The 16,539-nt window shown below is 39.7% G+C and carries 17 protein-coding genes; all 17 read right to left on the reverse strand.

Annotated elements, in window-relative coordinates; translation table 11 throughout:
- Positions 1–714, reverse strand: a complete 714-nt coding sequence (locus HMPREF0999_RS12370; RefSeq protein ID WP_009276042.1) for a glycosyltransferase — start codon at positions 712–714, stop codon at positions 1–3.
- Positions 711–1,838 (reverse strand): glycosyltransferase family 4 protein, encoded by a 1,128-nt coding sequence (locus HMPREF0999_RS12375; protein ID WP_009276043.1) that lies wholly within the window; start codon positions 1,836–1,838, stop codon positions 711–713. The genes HMPREF0999_RS12370 and HMPREF0999_RS12375 overlap by 4 nt, the downstream gene beginning before the upstream one ends.
- Positions 1,825–2,874 (reverse strand): EpsG family protein, encoded by a 1,050-nt coding sequence (locus HMPREF0999_RS12380; protein ID WP_009276044.1) that lies wholly within the window; start codon positions 2,872–2,874, stop codon positions 1,825–1,827. Before HMPREF0999_RS12380 ends, HMPREF0999_RS12375 begins: the two co-directional genes overlap by 14 nt.
- A gap of 79 nt (positions 2,875–2,953) precedes the next feature.
- Positions 2,954–4,108, reverse strand: coding sequence for a non-hydrolyzing UDP-N-acetylglucosamine 2-epimerase (gene wecB / locus HMPREF0999_RS12385; RefSeq protein WP_009276045.1), 1,155 nt, complete (start codon positions 4,106–4,108; stop codon positions 2,954–2,956).
- Between the two features lie 6 nt (positions 4,109–4,114).
- The gene (locus tag HMPREF0999_RS12390; RefSeq protein WP_009276046.1) at positions 4,115–5,272 is read right to left on the reverse strand and encodes a polysaccharide pyruvyl transferase family protein; all 1,158 of its coding nucleotides are present in this window, start codon (positions 5,270–5,272) and stop codon (positions 4,115–4,117) included.
- Positions 5,269–6,807 (reverse strand): lipopolysaccharide biosynthesis protein, encoded by a 1,539-nt coding sequence (locus HMPREF0999_RS12395; RefSeq protein ID WP_009276047.1) that lies wholly within the window; start codon positions 6,805–6,807, stop codon positions 5,269–5,271. Before HMPREF0999_RS12395 ends, HMPREF0999_RS12390 begins: the two co-directional genes overlap by 4 nt.
- A 10-nt stretch (positions 6,808–6,817) precedes the next feature.
- Positions 6,818–7,981 (reverse strand): NAD-dependent epimerase/dehydratase family protein, encoded by a 1,164-nt coding sequence (locus tag HMPREF0999_RS12400; RefSeq protein ID WP_009276048.1) that lies wholly within the window; start codon positions 7,979–7,981, stop codon positions 6,818–6,820.
- Positions 7,982–7,984: 3 nt separating this feature from the next.
- Positions 7,985–8,998, reverse strand: a complete 1,014-nt coding sequence (locus tag HMPREF0999_RS12405; RefSeq protein ID WP_009276049.1) for a 3-oxoacyl-ACP synthase III family protein — start codon at positions 8,996–8,998, stop codon at positions 7,985–7,987.
- A 3-nt stretch (positions 8,999–9,001) separates the two neighbouring features.
- On the reverse strand, positions 9,002–9,751 hold the full coding sequence (locus HMPREF0999_RS12410; RefSeq protein ID WP_009276050.1) for an SDR family NAD(P)-dependent oxidoreductase: 750 nt from the start codon (positions 9,749–9,751) through the stop codon (positions 9,002–9,004).
- Positions 9,751–9,978, reverse strand: coding sequence for an acyl carrier protein (locus HMPREF0999_RS12415; protein WP_009276051.1), 228 nt, complete (start codon positions 9,976–9,978; stop codon positions 9,751–9,753). The genes HMPREF0999_RS12410 and HMPREF0999_RS12415 overlap by 1 nt, the downstream gene beginning before the upstream one ends.
- Before the next feature lie 11 nt (positions 9,979–9,989).
- The gene (locus HMPREF0999_RS12420; protein ID WP_009276052.1) at positions 9,990–11,795 is read right to left on the reverse strand and encodes a Coenzyme F420 hydrogenase/dehydrogenase, beta subunit C-terminal domain; all 1,806 of its coding nucleotides are present in this window, start codon (positions 11,793–11,795) and stop codon (positions 9,990–9,992) included.
- 721 nt (positions 11,796–12,516) lie between these two features.
- A complete protein-coding gene (locus tag HMPREF0999_RS12425) occupies positions 12,517–13,275 on the reverse strand; it encodes a DNA-binding domain-containing protein (RefSeq protein WP_009276053.1) in 759 nt (252 codons plus the stop codon).
- 56 nt (positions 13,276–13,331) lie between these two features.
- Positions 13,332–13,976, reverse strand: a complete 645-nt coding sequence (locus HMPREF0999_RS12430; protein WP_009276054.1) for a sugar transferase — start codon at positions 13,974–13,976, stop codon at positions 13,332–13,334.
- 72 nt (positions 13,977–14,048) lie between these two features.
- Positions 14,049–14,195, reverse strand: coding sequence for a hypothetical protein (locus HMPREF0999_RS22710; protein WP_005856415.1), 147 nt, complete (start codon positions 14,193–14,195; stop codon positions 14,049–14,051).
- Between the two features lie 537 nt (positions 14,196–14,732).
- Positions 14,733–15,122 (reverse strand): hypothetical protein, encoded by a 390-nt coding sequence (locus HMPREF0999_RS12435; RefSeq protein ID WP_009276056.1) that lies wholly within the window; start codon positions 15,120–15,122, stop codon positions 14,733–14,735.
- Positions 15,123–15,171: 49 nt separating this feature from the next.
- Positions 15,172–16,284 (reverse strand): transcription termination/antitermination protein NusG, encoded by a 1,113-nt coding sequence (locus tag HMPREF0999_RS12440; RefSeq protein WP_036745431.1) that lies wholly within the window; start codon positions 16,282–16,284, stop codon positions 15,172–15,174.
- A 56-nt stretch (positions 16,285–16,340) separates the two neighbouring features.
- The coding region (locus tag HMPREF0999_RS22945) for a hypothetical protein (RefSeq protein ID WP_232306307.1) at positions 16,341–16,539 on the reverse strand (199 nt) is incomplete at its 5' end.

Genomic DNA, 16,539 nt, shown 5'->3' on the forward strand with positions numbered 1-16,539 from the left:
TTATTTTGTAATGCTTCTTATCAACAAAAAATAAGCTAGATAGACACGATAAGCAATCTTATACCAAAAACTATTGGTACTTTTCGCACCTGCAAAAGATACAGTATTTTCATGTCTTCTATACAATTGCAAGACTTTGGGGTAATAACCGCATTTGAAGTGAATCTGGCTAAATAATGCAATCCATAAATCGTGAGCTACCACTTTGTCTGGAAATGGCAAAGTTGCTTCAAGGACTTTACGATGAAAAGCCATGCAACTACCTAACCATAGATTTTTCACCCAATTTTCCAAAGCACTCTTATCTAAAGGCGATTGCTCTACATAAAACATATCTTGAGTTATATTCAATTCTGAATCAGTCAAAGCGCAATTACTGGTAACCAAGTCATAATTACCTTGAATAAGGAAATCCGTTAACTCGCATAATTTATTCGGAAGCCAAACATCATCTTGATCGGCGAGAAATATAATATCACCACTAGAGTGTAAAAGGGCATTTTCAAAATTATGAGTGACACCTTTTTCCAATTCATTCATGAACAATTTTATTCGATTATCATTATATGACTTTATAATTACGCATGTAGAGTCTGTAGAGTGATCATCAGATACTATCAATTCATCATCTTCTGATAATTGACATAAGATACTATCTATTTGCTCTTTTATATACCTTTCACCATTATAGGTAGCCATGCAAACTGAAATCATAGATTCAATACGTTTTTATTATTCATTATTTCTTCATAAACTTTACATGTTTGCACTGCCACATTAGACCATGAAAAGTCTTTTATATTCAAATCAAAAACCTTCCGCTCTTGATAGGCTTGTAAAAGTGTTCGTTCAATGGCAGATATATCTAAAGGATCTACCACATAAGGAGCTTTAGAAAAATAAGTTTCTTTAGGAAGATATTCTGAAGTTGAAATAACTATAGGACATCCTTGTGATGCAGCTTCCATACTAACTAAACCTGGAGACTCCCTTAAAGAAAGTAACACATGCAAATTAGCATAATGATAGAAAGAAGCAATTTCATCATGCGGAACTTTATCCAAGAAAAACACATTTCCACGTTCTTGAGCTATCGCATGTAATTTTCGTCCGTATTTAAAATCACTAATTTGACCTATAAACACAATCGGTATATCTGAATGATTCCGAAGAGCATAAATCAAATTAAGTTGGTTTTTCAAATATTCAATTCTTCCAACCTGCAAAATATAGTTCCTAGGAAGCTTATATTTAGAAAAAAATATTTCTGACGATAGTATTTGGTTTTCTTTAAGTTCAACACCATTATAGACAACACGTAGCTTATTCATATTTTTCATTCGTGCAAAATCATAAAGTAAAATTCCTTCCTCCAGAGAATTAGGTAGCACAAAACTGGAATAATCTATAAACTTACGTACATGTTTTCTAAATTCCCATGAAACGGTTCTAGGTCTTCTAAGGAAGGCAGTAATATTTCCATATAAAAAACGATAAAAAAGCACACAAGATTTTCGTATATGCGAAGGATATCCAAAAAAATAGTGTAATGGAGGAATAGAATAAGAATAGTCCCAATAAATACATGATGATACGATAGGAATACCCAATTGATGAGCTTTTTCCATGAATCTATTTGTTATTTCGTAGGTAGAAAAATTAAATATATGTACGATATCAAAATCGTCTGTTAACTCTTTTGGATCTGTTATTACAGAAATATGGAAACCATACAAAGACTCCAGCCACTTTTTTGTTTCCAGCATTTGTATTGCATCACCTCCCAACGGATTATCATATAAAGGACGGTTGCAAAAAGCGACATTAATTTGCATCATAAGGCGATTTTTGTATATTATAAAGACTACGGTATGAATAGGCAGGATGATTCCCTATATATTCAAAATAATTAGTATAAGGAATATAGCGATAATCATAAGAAGTAATTTGATAAATTTTAATCATTCCCCAAAAAAAGAATATCATAAATAACATTCTTTTCTGAAACGACATCGATAACAGTTTTATATCCCGAAAAATAATTTCGATTGAAATTATAAAAAAAGGCATAGTATAAAACAAGAACCGTTGTATCATCTTCATTGACATTCCAAAAGGATAAATCATAAAAAACAACATAGACAAATTAAACACATATTTACCATAAGCAAAACTATTCTCTATAAATTTACGATTGTATAATATAATAAAGAATGATGTAACTCGATAAATTGTACCTAAAGCAACTGTAGAACTCCAGAATTCATCTCGCATAAAATAATTTCTTACACGCTCTCCCAAGTAGCCATCAACACCTATCAATGGAAATAATATATAATCAACAATCAAGTCCAATCTATATGCTAAAATATTCGAAAGGACAAAAAGTATAATAAAGTATTTGCTCTTTACAAAAATATTAGAAAACAAATATACAATCACTAAGAAATAAGCACTTGAATGTATTTGAGCTAGCAAAACTGTTATCGCAAAGAAAAATACAGCATTTCTATTCAAAAGGAATTTTATCGCCCAGAAGAAACCTCCTGCAGCTAATAAATTCCGGAAAGGGCAGTCTATAAAAAGATAAAGTCCCATATCAGGAAGGAACAAGAACCAAAACAAAAAAACATCCTGTTTAAATACTCTAACAAAATAACAGAGTGAGGAAAATACCAAAAACTTGAATACAATATGAAAGAGCCAAAAATCTATACCTATTGTATGAAAAATAGCTTGCAAATAGCTGTATCCTAATTCAAATAATTCTTGATCAACGGTTGCTAAAGATGAATGATTATAAGCATATTCATAATTACGCCAGTCTGTACCACACATATAACCTGCACACAAAAATAGTGCCAAGCCAATCAAGATAAAAGTTTTTATTTTTTTATCTTTTAAAAACGTCGCAAAAAAACAACTAAGTACACTAAAATAATAGACAAACATATCAGATCAGTGCTGTACAAATTCTTCCACAAGCCTTCCCATCTCCATAAGGATTAATCGCTTTACTCATCTTATTGTAATAATCTTGATTTTCCAATAATGCTGAGACTTCGTTAACTATTTTATCATAGCTCGTTCCTACCAGTTTCACCGTTCCAGCCTCTAATGCCTCCGGCCTTTCCGTTGTATCACGCATTACAAGCACAGGTTTTCCTAGTCCCGGAGCCTCTTCCTGAATACCTCCACTATCTGTCAATACGATATTGGATTTTTCCATCAGATAAACAAAACTCAAATATTCCAAAGGTTCAATAAAGAACATATTACCTAAACCGGATAGATTATCTTCAAATACCTCATGAATGGGTTTGCGTACATTGGGATTCAAATGCATTGGATAAACAAAATCCACATCCGGGTATTTCTTTGTTAAATCTTTAATGGCCGTACATATGTGGACAAAACCTTCACCAAAATTTTCACGACGATGCCCAGTAATCAGCACCAGCTTCTTCCCCTCTTTCAAACGGGTCACATCATAACCTGCTTGCTTCAACAAACTTTCCAGTTCAGCATCCAACTTAAGATTTTTCTTTATATGATCCACTACCCTATACAAAGCATCAATCACCGTATTTCCGGTAACTACAATCTGCTCCTCTTTTATACCTTCAGCCAACAGATTTTGCTTGCTCAACGGTGTAGGAGAGAAGTGATAGGTTGCGATACGGCTGGTAATCTGCCTATTCATTTCCTCAGGCCAAGGACTATAAATATCGTGAGTACGCAAACCCGCTTCTATATGCCCCACTGGGATCTGCTGGTAAAAAGCCGCTAAAGCCGCTGCTGTGGAAGTGGTAGTGTCTCCATGTACCAGTACAACATCCGGTAGAACTTTTCTCAACACATTTCGCATCCCTACTAACACACGAGCTGTCACGTCATATAAATCCTGCCCTTGCTTCATGATGTTCAAATCATAGTCGGGTTGAATATCAAAAATGCGTAACACTTGATCGAGCATCTCACGGTGTTGTCCTGTGACACAAACCACGGTTTCGAACTTCTCGGGATATCTCAGAAACTCCTTCACCAAAGGAGCCATCTTAATCGCTTCGGGACGAGTACCGAAGACCAACATTATTTTCTTCTGCATAGATTCTTACCTGTTAAATATTTTATTGTAGTCAAAATCCCGTATTTCTTCAATCCGAGATTGGAATTTACATTTCTCCAGTCTTTCAATGACCAATTGGGTATTTTCAAAATCGCCTAACGCAACAACCATATCTTTAGAGCCATATACAAATTCAGCCATACCTTTGGCCTTTTCGCTGTAAGAGAGAAATAAGGTAGGAACTGAAACTGTAATGGCATTAATCGCACAATGCATACGAGCCGCTATAACATAGTCACATTTCACAATAAAGCGTTTCAATCCCACAAAGCCCGGATCTGAATCGATAATCATTATCTTATCTTGAAAATTCTTGGGTAGTTTATCATAAATAGCTTTCATATACAGTAGATCATTATCCGATTTATCAGGCGATAATACATGTGGAAGAAAAAGCACCTCGCACCCCCTCCGCTCAATAAGCCGTATTACCGCCTCCGCTTGTATTGCTACCGCTTCCTCAATACTACCATATTCATATAGTGCCGACAAAGGACTCAAGTTAATTCCAATGATAATCCCCTCATGCTGCTCCGGGACCAAATTTACGGGATTCTTCACTAAAAAAGCCGGATCTGGTGCTAAGCACAAATTAGCATTCAAATTCAAAGATTGTAAATACTCCCATGTATTTGATTCTCTAGAAACAATGAGGTTTATCTTTGATAAGTGATGGGAGAAGAAGCGCAATGCCAGATGATTCTCCTCAAACTTACCGACCGAAGCCCCCCAAAGGATATACTTTATTCCACGTTGTTGAAGCTGTTCCAAAAACAAGGGTAATGAAGCGTTATATGAGCCATTGGATGCCAGCGTATATATATCACCACCTATGGAGAAAACCGTATCAAAGCCCACCACCCAATCAAGCTTGTCATAAGGTACGACATAGGGAATATGGAGGTAAGACAAACACTTTCTTACAATATTATACCAACTCCAACGCCTTCGCTTAGGGCGAGGAAGTATCTTTATGTCACAATCAGACAAACGTTTCCTATCATCTTCAAAATTATAGGAAGCATACGTCACCTCAATCTTTGGATTGACAGCTTTCAGAATCTCAACAGTACCTCTGACTATAGCCTCACAACCATAATTATATACGCCGTCAATACCTATTAATAGAACCTTCTCCATCATATTGTTTTACACTTCAAAATTTTATTCTTAATATAAGATATCACCTTCTCTCTTATTTCCTTATCAATCCCCACGTAAAACACAGATGTGAAAACACTCAATATTATAAGTATTAAATAGCCTAAACTACCCCAAAAATCCAAACAAGTCACATCAACACACCATCTCAATAGTAATGGGAGCAGTAAAGCTACTATAGTAACCCTTAGACAAGATTTAAAAACCAAGCCTATATCGCACCAATCATATCCAACAATCCTCACCAATAAGAATGGCTTTATAAACAAAGCAAGAAACATGCATATCAACAGATTAGACCATGAAAGCACAATCGGCGAATATCCTAATTTAAACAACAAATAAATTAGGGGAAATTGTAAGAACCCCAATGTAGGAGAAAGGAGAGCATTTTCTCGCAAACTACCTTTGGCATACAAAGCAGTATAAAAAGATGTGTCAAATACCTGAAACAAGCTTTGTACAGTAACAATTTGCACAAAAGCAATTGTATAATCAGGAAAAGTTCCTAACCAAAACCTTAATAAAGATTCTGTCAACAGCAAAATGGGTAAACATATAAGCAGACTCAAATAGTAAGAATATTTTGTTGAAGCAAGCAACAATCTTTTTGAGCCGTCGTAATCATGAACTGCGTATCTTTTTACGATTTGAGGATTGACTGCCGTACGGAAATTGGTCACAAATTGATTAGCGGCCATATTCACCTGAACGGAAATGGCACGAGCTGTAACAATTGCCGGAGAGAAAAACATATTCAGCAGCATCAAAACTCCTTGATTGTTCAAAGCAATAGATCCATTTGCAAACAGACCCCAACCTGAGAAAACGGCAATAGGCTTTAATACTTTCTTGTCTAGTACAAAATGATATTCACACTCAGTAAACCGCTTACGACAATAAATGCGATAGAAACACATCGAAGCTATTTGCACAAAGCACAATAAAGTGGCATAATATTTCATCTTGTCAAAGTTCCCTATCTCCAACAAATACACTATACACAACTTCGCAATCACCTCTATTATACCCACGTAGGCAAATACTGACATTTTTTCATGGGCTATGACACATGCGTTATAAGGGATCTGTGTCAATGAAAAGACCGCAGTCACGATAGATATATGAAACACATATATAGCTGCAACCAACCGTTCCGACGGTATAACCATTTTGTATTGCAAAAACCACATTCCCAGTGTTTCGCCAGTTATCACCACCATTGCAGCTATCAAGATATGCAAAGATAATGTGGTAGAAAAGGTACGTTTCAATTTCTCAAAATCCCCATTTCCCAACTCAAATGTCAAAAAACGAGAAGAACCAGCACTTAACGCTCCATTGACAAAAGATAACAAAGCCACTATTCCACCAACCGACTGATAAATACCATAATCGTCAATACCTAATTTCTGTAATATGACACGTGACGTATATAACAAAACCAGCATGACAAACATCATGCGGGTATAGAGAAATACTGTGTTCTTTGTAATCGTTCTATTGGCAGAATACATAAAATTTAAATTAGACGATTTTACGAATTAATTTTCGTCCTATTTTGCACATCAATAAAAAAATACGAACTGCATAGCACTTATGATACCTAAACAAATAATAAATAACTTTATCTTCCCAGCCTGCATTACCTAGATAGTCGATAAAACGCAAATTCATTTCACATGTATCAATATGATTAAGTTTACACCAGCTATTAATGACACAATCTGTTTCCCCTTCATATTTCCAATCAATACCATGCTGGAAATTATTCTTAATATAAGCGTCATACGTTAATTTCATTCCTTCTTTTAAGGATATAGTATGCCGAAAAGCAGGAACAGCCCATTTTATTTTCTCATTACTGTTTATAGCATCAATGGAACGTCCTCCCAATATTTCACCAGATTTTTCAGGTAATTCTTTGGCGTAAAAAGCACTGTCAACATCCACTAGTTTTGGAGATGCACCTATCAACTCAGAAAGGCATTCCAATACTTCATTAAACGATGGGGTTTCATCTCCACAAATGTTAAAAGCCTCATTGTAAGCCATCGGATTACCGATTAGCCCTACTACCCCGACCGCAAAATCCTCCACACGCATCATATTACAACGGTTATTACCTTCATTCCATCTAACAATAGGCTTTCCATTCAAGACTCTCGCTATTAAAGTCCAATGATAACCATATTGTGGAACAATGCCATAAGGGATTCTCGTATCACCATATGTCACACATGGACGTATGATCGTATATTTTACATCTGTGCCAGTAGCCAGTTCCACTAACTTTTTTTCACTAGCCCACTTATTGATGCTATAATCCCACACAGGTAAAACTTTTGGAGAATCTTCTTTAAAAATTCCTCCTAAAGAAGTATTATATACAGCACACGAAGAAATAAAGAAATATTGCTTAGTATATTGGGAATAAAACTTAAAACTATCAGCCGTATCTTTATCCGAATAACAAAGAAAATCCATGACCGCATCAAAAATTCGATTCTTTAAGATCGATTGAATTCTTTTCGTATCCTTCTTATCCGCCACAATAACATCAACTCCTTCCGGAATCAGGTTCTTTCTTCGCCCACGATTTATCATTGTCACTTTTAAACCTTGTTTCAAAGCCACATTTACAACAGCACTACTTAGAACGCCTGTTCCTCCTATGATTAAAATATCCATATCTCAATTCTGATTTGAAAATTTCAATATCGTACCGCCCCAACTCAGTCCTACCCCGAAACCAGCTACCACAACTTGCATCCCAGCCTTTATCGTTCCGTTTAGCAAACAATCTTTCAATCCTATCAATACTGTTGACGAAACTGTATTTCCCGTATTCTCAAGACTGACATAAAATTTCTCTTTAGGCAATACACAAACCTTGCGAATCGTATTCAACATAAACTTATTGGCTTGATGAAAAATGAAATAATCAATCTCTTCTTTTTGGGAACCGCTTTTATCCAGCAATTGCCTCACCAGCACAGGAACAGTTTCAAGAGTAAAATTAAATATCGCCCCACCATTCATATACAAATAATCATCATACCACGTATGACCTTCTTCATCTTCTTTGAAGATCCCGGTAGGCTTCCGCTGTTTAGAAGCCCCCGTTTTAACAATCAGATTCTCGGCTCCACTGCCATCCGTACCACACACAAAATCGCCTATTTCCACAAATCCATCCGTGGAGATCAAGCAGGCTGCCGCACCATCTCCAAATATAGAACGGTTACTTTTATCAGACGGATGCAAATACTTACTATATGTTTCCGCAGTAAGCAACAGGACATTCCGGGCAATCCCTGCAGAGACCAATCCCTTAGCTACCGCCAAACCATAAATACAGCCTGAACACCCCAAATTATAATCAAAAGCTCCACTTGTCACCGGGATACCTAACCTATGTTGCAGCAAGCAAGCCGTGGAAGGCAAAAAATAATCCGGACTTTGTGTGCAAAGCAATAAAAAATCAATCTCAGAAGGAGAAATTCCATATTCTTCAAACAGTCTCCTTGCTGCCTTTTCCGCCAAGTCTCCTGCCGTTTCATTATCAGCAGCCAAGTGGCGAGAGGTGACCCCAACCTTTGCAGTCACTTTATCTACACTCCATTCAGGAAAGTCTTTCAACAACTCTGCATTGGTTACAATCCTTTCGGGCAAATAATAAGATAATGCTTTTATATATACTTTCATAAGTTACAAATTATTCTCCCCCCCTGTTAAATCGATACAAGAACCTGTCATCCAAGATGATGCATCAGACAGAAGATAAACAGCCAAATGGGCGACATCTTCAGGAGTACCATATCTTTTGAGGGGGTATTTCAATTGCTCTCGCTCCAAATCCTCCTTAGTAAGACCTCCTTGCAGTATTAAATCCGTCCACACCATTGCGGGAGAAATACAATTGACCCGAACCAAGCGTGGAGCTAATTCCAAAGCTAAACAATTAGCGTATGAAATAAGCGCTCCTTTAGAAGCACTATATAGAGAATTACCAATACTAGGAGAAACAGCAGCTCGCGAAGCAAGAAACACGATCGAAGATCTCTTATTGACTTTTTTCTCTTTCAACAAAGCAGCTTGCAAACAAACGGAAGATTTGAAATTTACACTCATAACCTCATCCACGTCAGAGAAAGCCAACATCTTACATGGTTTACGGAAACCAATGCCTGCACAATGCACTACCCCATCCAAAGTAGGCGTATCATGTACCAGCGTGGCTATATCCTCTTCCGAAGAAAGGTCAGCTTTCTGACTCTGATGCCCCTTTCCTTCCAATAAGTGGTATGTCTCATCTAAACGAACTTGGTTACGCCCTGTTACTACCATCACAGCTCCCATCCTAGAGCAAGCTACAGCGATAGCACGACCAATACCCGCCGAAGCTCCTGTTACCAAGATCCGTTTGCCTACAAGAGCAAAAGGATTGTAATTATCCATTATTTAACAGCTAACAGATTAAACAGATCCTCCACTGTATCGCAAGAACGGATTTCTTTACCTGTTATACTTTTGCCGTATTCTGTTTTTACGAAGGCAATGATCCCCATTGCCGTTAAAGAACTCCACTCTTCCAATTCTTGAAAATAAGTATCCGGTAAAATGTCGGATACATCCGTATCATCAAACTGTTCAGCAAATTTTGCCACAAAATCATTTAATTCCATATCTCTAAATTTTAATATTTCCACAATATATCTTCATCTACTACAACCGCAGGGTTACCTGAAACTAGCGCATGAGCAGGAACATTCGATGTTACAAACGCATGTGCGCCTACGATAGCACCATCACCGATCTTGACTCCCGGCATAATAACACATCCTTCACATAACCAAACTTTATCGCCAATAACAACAGGGCGAGAATTTTTATATCCTTGACGATTGATGTAGTGACCACCGTTATTATCCCTAATGGTGACGTTACGACCTATCTGTACATCACGACCAATAATTATTTTCTCCGAACAAATAATTGTAGTAGAAATATTTGTTCCTGTACCGCCTTTAAAAATAAGTTCGCCACCTGGGAACACTTCTATGTCGGCCCCATACCCGATGTTCACATTGCCTCCTATGACTATTTTCGCTCCCTTATCTACTAACAAACGGCTCTCTAAATGGGATTTAGGAAACTTTTTCCATCCTAAAACCATCCGACCTTTTTTTTCTACAATAGCCCCCCTTCTTATCCGTATAACAGAGTGGGGAGTAGGGAAAATAAAATGCCCATGCAGAATCTCCAAAAGACTGTTATTGTATAGCAATTTATAAAGACTAATCAGAGAGAAGCGAGTATCACAAAAAAGTTTAAACATTCCTCTTATATTTTTCAAAAGAGGCTTTATACGAGTCTTAACACCTTTGTTATCACTTTCGCTTATATACTTTTGTGCTATTTGTAAAAAAGTCATCTTATCCAAATCATCAAAAAATTGCTTTCGATCAACCAAGGCTGGCGGCATTGATTCTTTTAATGCCATATTCCCCATTTCAATCGAGCAGAAAGGAACTTTATGATAATTAATTCTAGATTTTATTTTTTCAAAAAAATCTTTTCCTTTCTCTGAATTGATCATTACCAACGACGTACCTAAATCCTTATCCAGTGTTTTGTCTATCTTTTCAATCTTCCAAAAATCCGCCAATGTTATATCAGCTATTCTTGGATACCCCTTAAACTTACATTCATAACAAGAAGGACGAGCATAAACATGTGTTCGTAAATATCCTTTTGTAAAATCACTTTGATCACCTGTTTCATAGTATTCTTTTCCATTGTCAAGAATAACTTTTTGAGTAAGATTTCTCCAACCATATTCTTTTGATTTGGCTTTACAATAAATAACCTTATGAGCATATCTTTCTTCAAAAGAATCCAAATATTTTCTCCATACTTTGGGAGAATTTACACCTAGACAAATAAAATCAGCAATAATTAAATTTTCATAATCTTTACGCAAAAAAGCTCTCAGCGCAGCCATTTGACACGGAGTTCCACACACCAAAACTTTTTCACCGATTTTAAGCAACCCCCTTACTTCTTTATAAAATCCCTCCAAATTACTCTGTAAGTATTTAGAGCTTCTAAGTTTTATTAAATCCTTTTTATCATTAGATATATAATGTTTAACTAAAAAATTTTCATCAAAAACAGCACCACCCACATAACCTTTATTCATATATATAACATCTGCCAGTGCAGAAAATACACCTCCAGAAGTACTATCAAATACTACTTCTATATTCTTATGTTCCGCAGCATAACAAATAGATTGTTCTAAATCATTTTTCTTTAGTTTTTTCACATTAATTATAGGACAAACGCTATCACACAACCCACAATTTACACATTTTGTTTTATCAATAATAGGATACCAAAATCCCTCAATATCTTTCTCAAATGAAATAGCATTGTAGGTACACACATCACCACATGCATTACATCCACAACAATCTATTTTATTGGTTATATTTATCATATTCAAAACTATTTATAAATAATCCTCTTATTTTAAGCACAGCCTAAAGTACCTACTTGCAAATTCCCCCTCAAATTAGGATCAACCGTAATACTCATCAAATTCTCAAGCGTATGATGTCGGTAAAATTTCACGAAACCCAGATAAAAAACAAAAGAAGAACCAATACGCATATAGCTAGCCAATCTACATCCGAATGGATATCAATGGTCAAGACTTCTATCCAAAGACAGTAGACAAACATGCTACTGAGCAAGAGACTAAGACTCCTTAGAAATCCATAAAGAGCCACGTAATTATCGTATTTAGGAACATATCACCTTCATTAGCATGACGCATAACAGACCGGGGAAAAGATACCCCTAAAAATCATAGAACGAGAACGGATTCTTCAACATGTCTATGGAAATTATCTAATTCAAATCTCAGGCATTTTATACCTAAAAATAGTATCCGCTATTCCCGGAAGTTCATCTATCGCCTTATCCTCCTATAAAGGAACACGATACTTTTCCTCCAAACATCTTAAGAAAGTAGCCCGAAAGATTCCTTTTATTCCTCCTCCAGACAAAGCCTATATATTAAATGTATTTTGCAACATTTGATGCTCAGTATTCAGAATTTCATCCTTGATTTGTCTAATCCCATCAGACAGAGCTGTCTGAAGGGATTAGACAGCGAGCCTGTCCGCACTTACTGGCATGGCTCGCTATACCTTACATCAGACCTCGTCCGGGCTTTCGCTATCACCCCCATCAGTAGGCTTGCCGCCGATCCAAACTTGTGTACTTACACTGCGGGGCGTTTTCAAGAAACGACTCGCGGCAGAATACTGCGTCGTCACCGTCAGCGTATACTCGCCCTCCGCCAAATCAGCCGGCAGAAGCAGCGTGAGCGAGGAGGGGTTGTTGATAGTGATCAGGTCATCCGTTAATTTTGTGACGGCTTTCGCCGCATTGGTCAGCGTAACGCCTACCGACTCGTCATCGCCAACCACTTTCAGCATGGCACCGCGCACGAAGAAGTTGCGGCCCGCCGTGGCGCTGCCATCTTTCAAGCCGGTCTTCTTATCCTCGGTCTCAAGGATATACATGATATTCGACTTCTCACCTAGGATCTCCACCGCAGTCTGGGCGATCGCCTCGCGCAATGCCTTGTCCTGCGTAAAGGAGACGTAGATGGAATTCTTCTCCTTGTTCCATACGCCGCCCTCGATCACGCCAGTTAGTTGCGCAACGGCTCGGAAGAGACCCGTATTTACGCTGTAACCGTTCAAGATCAAGTCCGTCAATACCCGGTTGTAGAGTGTCACCGAGTGACGCATCGTCTCGGGACGCAGACCGGTGTCTTGCTTTTGCATCTCTTCAAGAACATCATCAAGATCCAAACTTCCCGTTGAATGTAACAGCAGGATCTTGTCCGTCTTGTTGTCGGTGGTCACCGAATTGTCGATGAGCCAGCCTTTCAATACTTTCTTCATGGTATTCTTGATTTAAAGGAGGAGTGGAATTGCTCCCCCGGATTATTACTTATACCTTAGAATTTCTTCCCAAACGCTATGTTCAAGAACGTCTTCACCAATATCTTGAAATCGAACCACCACGAGCGGTGCTCCAGATAGAACAAGTCATAGCGTAATCGGCGGAGCATCTTCTCCAACGTGTCCGTATAGCCGTTATAGAGCGTGGCGTAAGAGGTCACACCCGGACGGATCTGGTACAGGTAACGATAGCGAGGATCACGTTCCATGATCTGGTCGATGTAGAACTTTCGTTCCGGACGGGGGCCGATAAAAGACATATCACCGATGAAAACATTCCACAATTGGGGCAACTCATCCAAATGATGCTCACGCAGGAACCTGCCAACATGGGTCATGCGGGGGTCAGCACCTCCCTTGTAAAGAGCCGGACCGAATTTCTCCGCATCCAAACGCATGCTACGGAACTTATAGATGTTGAACGGACGACCGAAACGACCGATACGCTCCTGCTTGAAAATGGCAGGACCGCCATCCTCGCGCCTTACGGCGATGTAACAGATCAAGAACAAAGGGGAGAATACGACCAAGGCGATAAAGGCCAAAAGGCAATCCCCTATACGCTTCACGTTACGCTCGAAGGCGTTCATCCCATCTGAGATAAAATCAGTAGATTTTCCAAAACTCTCTTCTAAAATCATGGCTAGTTAATTAGTCGATGAAGGCAGGCACGAGGTTAAAACTTAATCTCATTTGCATAGCCCATCCTTAAATTATTTCTTTCCTCCGTTCATTTCCTCCTCTTTCTTATAATCGATATACCGCTCCAAGGCCTCACGTGCCAGACGGCGGAAAAGTTCCTCGTCCGACAGATGGTCCCAAAGGAGATCTACCAATCGATAGTAAACGCTAAAATGCATGTCCTTGCCTTTTTAAAAGAATTGTAAGTGTCACTGCCCAGACCTCCGCTTATGCGGATAATGGACTTTGTCAGTCTGGTGACTTGCAAAACCGTGGCGATGTAATCGCCCAAACGGGGAAATGATTGTTTGTGATACATGTCTGGTTTGTTATTATTTTTATACAGTCCTTATGGAGACCCCAAGTAATGCAAATAACGCAAGTAATGCAGCACCTTTTTCCCACACACGTGCGTACATTATACAAAACAAGAATTTTACACTAAACGATCACAAACAAGGCATGGAACGATCCGGATGAGAAACGCTGGATAGCCGTATGAAAGTTTGATTCGACATATATAATGTACACGTGCGTGTGTGGGAAAAAGGTGCTGCATTACTTGCATTACTTGCACCTGTTTTCCCCGGCATCGGTTCCATCCCGCACGTATATCGGCATCGACTCACGCCTACGTTCGTATAAGCCTACACCGATATACGTGTGGGGCGACGTCGATATACGTGTAAAACGATGCCCTTATACGTATGCCACACTCATACGGTCTCGCTTAGCAATGGCAATCCCTCCACCTCTCTCTTATGCCAGCCTTGGTAATCAGACAGGGAAAAACCGGGGACGGTCAACTGTTTGTAATCCTTATCGTCTCTTCGCAAGATGTGCTTGCGGGCATACGAGCGGAGCGAACGATCCGTCACGGATACCATCACCACAGGAAACGGGTAGCCGAGCAAGCGCATCGGCGTAACTTCGCTGTCCGGGAACGCACGGCGCAACTGATAGGCTGAGTACTCGAACGCCACCCAGTAAGGACCCGTGCAATACAGGTGGATGGAAGCGATATTCGTACGCTCGCGGCTCATGATCTCACTCAAATGCTCGTTCAGCAACCGCACCAAACGAACGCCGGAAGGAAGGGAAGACATTTTGATTTTTGATTTATGATTTAAACTGTCAACTGTCACTTGTCTACTGTTAACTTATTTCATGGTTGAGCCACCGGTCGTAATCGTCCAGCCGGCGGATCAAGGATAACTTGCTTTTCTTGGGCGAAGACTCACCCCGCCACGTCTCCACCACCTCATGCGCCATCTGCCGGTAAAGGGCGCTGTCCGTGCAACCGTAGAGCGTCACCAGCAACAAGGCACGGGATTGCGGAGCTTTCACCACCGGGAGCATACCACGCATCGTGTCATGCAAACGTGTGAACTCCTCCTCATCGCCCAACAACTTGTAGGCAGAAAGAAGCAATGAGTAGATCTTGCAACGCATCACGTCCGTCTCCGCACGGAGCGAGCCATAGGATCTCAACACCTCACGGGCCAAACGAGTATCCTCCTCTGATACGTTGCCGGAGGCATGGTAACGTCCCAAGGCATCGTGCAAACCCTCCCGCAAGCGGTCGTTGTCCAGATGGGTATAGACGTGCTTGCCCTTGGTGTTCAGCTCGATCAGCTCGTACTCGCCCGGCTTCACCTCCAACAAGGGGACCCACATGCAATCGAGGATACGAGCCATCACATCTTTATGCCCGCCACCCGGCTGGATCACCACCTCCGCCTCCATACCGGTAAAATAACCGGACGTGATACGCACGCGATCACCTTTTAGCAGGCGATTGCTGTCCGGCACATACACCGGAAGCTCGTTGGAATAAGATTCCGCCACCCAACGTAAATTACCCATCTCGTCATCCGAGAGATAAGGGAAATGAGTCATGCCTCCGGAAGAGACCCGGGGAAGGAAATTGTAGAGGGGAAGCGTGCGCTTCATCTGAAAGATCTCCTCCACCGAGGACCGGATAAACACGTAGTTGAACAGCAGGGGCCGCTTCGTGTTGACCATCTTGCCATCCACTTTCCTCACCTCCACATAGGAGGGGGCGAAATACTCGAACAACGTCTCCCCACGACGCTTGCGCCGGGAAAGCTCGGCATCCAAGCTTTTAGCGGGGCTGATCCTGTCGCGTCGTGCCACACCCGTAGTAGGAAGCGTGAGCACGTACCAGCGTACAGTCTTCAGGTCATGACGCTTGCCAACTCGCGCCGTACCCCTCTCCGAGCGACCGTCTCTCAAAACATTCATCATTATGATTATCTTTTCCTAAGATTATATCAGGATCTCCACTCAAGCCTCACGACAATTCAAAGCCCTACCAAGAGCACCCTATTTACTCCTGATAAACAACACTTTATGTTTTTAAAAATGGCTTTTCTGAAAATCACCATCGCTTGAAATATTAAGCTACTTGGGAAGTAGCGTAAAAGATGGGAAATAATCATTTCCCAGTTGTAGAGACGGAGCGTGCTCCGTCTCCCACCGTCTGACAGTAATTTAGAATAC

Source organism: Parabacteroides sp. D25, assembly GCF_000307475.1.
Lineage (GTDB): Bacteria > Bacteroidota > Bacteroidia > Bacteroidales > Tannerellaceae > Parabacteroides > Parabacteroides distasonis.